A 3343-nucleotide genomic window follows, 5' to 3' on the forward strand; every position below is an offset into this window, starting at 1 on the left:
GCCACTTCGCTGGCGACACGGCCGAGAACCTTATCCGTCGCGTCAATCACGTACCATTCGCGCGTCACCTCTTCGGCTTTGGCGGAAAACGTCTTCATGATCGATCCAAAAAATTGATCTGCCCTTCGTATTTTTCCTGCTTGGATGTGGCGCATCGAGGCACCGTGCAGGCTCTCCCTGTTCTTCTTCCGCGGGCATAGATGCGGAAAAGCCCTGAATTATAAAGGAATTTGGTACGGCGCGTCAAAGGTGGCCTTGACTTGACCGAGACGGGCCCAAAACGACGTCTGGCACCGGTCGCCAGCGCGGCGCGGAACGACGCTCCCGAAGCAGGCACACAACGGCTCGAGGCAAAAAAAAGCCCGAACTCTTGGCTCGGGCTTAATCCACCTAAGGAGGAGGGTGGAGGAGACATGCGGAGATCGTCGAGAGCGACGATCAATGAGGCTCATTGTACAGAGGGAACCGCTCCCGCGCAAGAAAATTTGCATTGCGAAAACGCAAACCACAATGTGGAATAAGCAAAGCACCGAGCATGGCATGGCGGTAGCCGACCCGGCGCACTGCGGGCGGATACAATGCCTATCCGATCGATCACGAATATCAGCACTGCGGGAGTTGCACTATGGAATGCAAAGTAAGCTGGATGGGAGCAGACGGAATGGCGTTCGCGGCCGAAACGGGCAGCGGCCATCTGGCGATGATGGATGGCGCGCCGGAGGGCGGCGGCCGCAACCTGGCGCCGCGGCCCATGGAAATGGTGCTGCTCGGCACGGGCGGGTGCACGGCCTACGACGTCGTCATGATTCTGAAGAAGAGCCGGCAGGAGATTGCCGGCTGCTCGGTCACGCTCAAGGCCGAACGTGCCAGCGAAGACCCGAAGGTTTTTACGGCAATCCACTTCCATTTCACGGTAACGGGCAAGAACCTCAATCCCGCCACCGTCGAGCGCGCGATCAACCTGTCGCACGACAAATACTGCTCGGCATCGATCATGATGGCCAAGACAGCCGACTTGACGCATTCGTTCGAGATCGTCGAAGTCTGACACTCCGCCTCAGCCCGCTTCGCCGTGAGAATCCGCCGGTGAGGTAAAGGACGCAGTAAAAGCAAAGCAGGCCGGTAAGCCGGATTCTGTGCGGTTGCAATGCCTTGCGGCATCGCAACCGTGGCAGCCATTCCTCTAGGCGCGCCATTGCTGACGCGCTCGAGCTTCCTACCCGCAGGCGAGACGGGGGCACCGCCTTGCATCCGAAGACGCGCGCCTGCCTATTTGGAATTGCTCCGGGTGGAGGTTGCCGTGCCGTCTGCGTCGCCGCAGCCGCGGTGCGCTCTTACCGCACCGTTTCACCCTTACCTGATCCCGGCTTGCGCCGGGCCATCGGCGGTCTGTTCTCTGTTGCCCTGTTCCGCGTGTCACCACGGATGGCCGTTAGCCATCACCCTGCCCGTCGGAGTCCGGACTTTCCTCGCCCTCCCCGGCGCGAACCGGGGAAGCCGCGACTGCCTGGCCTACTTTGCTGGGCCGGAGTTTACCATTGCCTCAGCCGTCGCGCGGCCATTCGCGCCACGGACGCGCCGCCCGGCTCGAAAAACCTGCCGGTCGTCATAGAAACGCGGATCGATATTCGCAGGCCAGAAGCCGGGCACGCCCAGCACCGGCAGCGGCGCATAGCGGCGGGCATCGAGCGGGCTCTGCGCCAACGACGCGGCGACAGCTTCGTCAACCCACGCATCCTGGCGCTCGCAAGGCCACGCGAAGTACTCGGGCGGCGCTGCAACGATCCACGCGTGGCCCGTGCATGCCTTGTAGGGAACCACCAACTTTTCGAGCAGCGCATGGCCGAACACGCGCACCTCGCAGCGCTCGCCCCATGCCCTGCGCTCGTCGATAAACAGGTGCCGCCATTCGAATGCCGTCAGCGCTGCGGCCAGGCCCGGGTCGCAGCAGACGAACAACACGGCGTTTTCGTCAAACAGCGTCAGGAAATCGCGTTCCGGGCCCCGTACGCCAGCGATGCCGTCCCGTTCGATGATGCGCGCCTGGTGTGCATTGAGCGTTGCTTTCACGCGCGGATAGGCGAACCACATGAGCGCATTGAAGAAGTCATGCAGGTTAAGGCGCGTCGGCACGCCGCCCGTTTGCGCGATATGCGCTTCATAGGCCGTACCGGCGGGCAGCGCCGCCTGTTCGATGAACGACAGCGGGCGGCCCTTGCCCGTCACATGGCCCGCCTCGGACGCCTGCTTTGCCAATAGGTGGACAAAATCGGCTGATTCCGCCTGCATGTCGCGATACCAGCGCATCCCGCGCCCGGCATATGCAGCCAGCCACGGCGCGGACCAGTCGATCCGCTCGAGGCTGGCGAGCAGCCCCGCGCGTTCAAGCGGCGCGCCTTGGATAGATTGCGTCATCGCTTGCCGTTGATCGGTTTCGGGTACGACCGGACACGCACTCAGGCCAGCCGCCAACCGATCGTTTCGCCCGCGCGCAGCGGCACCACTGCGGCCTCGCCCGCCACGATCTCCGTCGGCAGCGTCCAGTTCTCGCGTACCAGCGTCACGCGTTCACTGCTGCGCGGCAGGTTGTAGAAATCAGGGCCGAAGAAGCTGGCGAAGCCTTCGAGCTTGTCGAGCGCGCCGGCGTTATCGAACGCTTCCGCATAGAGCTCGAGCGCGTGCAGCGCCGTATAGCAGCCGGCGCAACCGCATGCGTGCTCCTTCAATCCTTTGGCGTGCGGTGCGCTGTCGGTACCGAGGAAAAAGCGGGGATTGCCCGACGTCGCCGCTTCGACGAGCGCGACCCGATGCGTCTCGCGCTTGAGCACGGGCAGACAGTAGTAATGCGGGCGAATGCCGCCCTGAAAAATCGCGTTGCGGTTGTAAAGCAGGTGATGCGCGGTGATCGTCGCTCCGAGCAAGCCGTTCGCTGCGCCGTCGTCGCGCACGTATTGCGCCGCATCCTTCGTCGTGATGTGCTCGAACACGACTTTCAGGGCCGGGAAATCACGGCGCAGCGGCGTCATGACTTGATCGATGAAGACTTTTTCGCGATCGAACAAGTCGATCGACGGATCCGTGACCTCGCCGTGCACGAGCAGCGGCAGCCCCACTTCCTCCATCGTCTCCAGCGTTTTCGCGCATTTCGACAGATCGGTCACGCCGAAGTCCGAATTGGTGGTCGCGCCGGCCGGATACAGTTTGACGCCGTGGACGAACCCGCTTTCGCGCGCACGGCGGATCTCGTCGGGCGGGGTGTTGTCGGTGAGATAAAGGGTCATCAACGGCTCGAACGCCGTGCCGACCGGCACCGCCGCCAGGATGCGCTCGCGATAGGCCCGTG

Annotated in this window: 3 protein-coding genes, 1 other RNA gene and 1 pseudogene; 1 reads left to right on the forward strand and 4 read right to left on the reverse strand. The window is 63.0% G+C overall.

The features are described from left to right. Nucleotides 1-98: pseudogene (locus ACTHL0_RS00480) on the reverse strand (50S ribosomal protein L13); the annotation flags it as partial. A 527-nt stretch (nt 99-625) separates the two neighbouring features. Here ACTHL0_RS00480 and ACTHL0_RS00485 point away from each other — a divergent pair. Beyond that, entirely contained in the window at nt 626-1048 is a 423-nt protein-coding gene (locus ACTHL0_RS00485) for an OsmC family protein (RefSeq protein ID WP_440564587.1), read from the forward strand. A gap of 59 nt (nt 1049-1107) precedes the next feature. Here ACTHL0_RS00485 and rnpB read toward each other — a convergent pair. The 3 genes from rnpB to pyrC all read right to left on the reverse strand — a co-directional run. Continuing rightward, an RNA gene (rnpB, locus tag ACTHL0_RS00490) (RNase P RNA component class A) lies at nt 1108-1519 on the reverse strand. Continuing rightward, complete coding sequence (locus ACTHL0_RS00495; RefSeq protein WP_440564588.1) at nt 1513-2415, reverse strand: DUF3025 domain-containing protein; 903 nt, start codon at nt 2413-2415, stop codon at nt 1513-1515. Before ACTHL0_RS00495 ends, rnpB begins: the two co-directional genes overlap by 7 nt. A 41-nt stretch (nt 2416-2456) precedes the next feature. After that, nucleotides 2457-3343 (reverse strand): dihydroorotase (pyrC, locus tag ACTHL0_RS00500; RefSeq protein ID WP_440564589.1); only part of this gene is annotated, 887 nt, incomplete at its 5' end.

The sequence above is a fragment of the Trinickia sp. genome, assembly GCF_051961175.1.
Lineage (GTDB): Bacteria > Pseudomonadota > Gammaproteobacteria > Burkholderiales > Burkholderiaceae > Trinickia.

Excerpts from the sequence above, each read along its gene's own strand:
- ACTHL0_RS00485 (WP_440564587.1), top strand. The coding sequence starts at position 626 with ATGGAATGCAAAGTAAGCTGGATGGGAGCAGACGGAATGGCGTTCGCG.
- ACTHL0_RS00495 (WP_440564588.1), bottom strand. The coding sequence starts at position 2,415 with ATGACGCAATCTATCCAAGGCGCGCCGCTTGAACGCGCGGGGCTGCTC.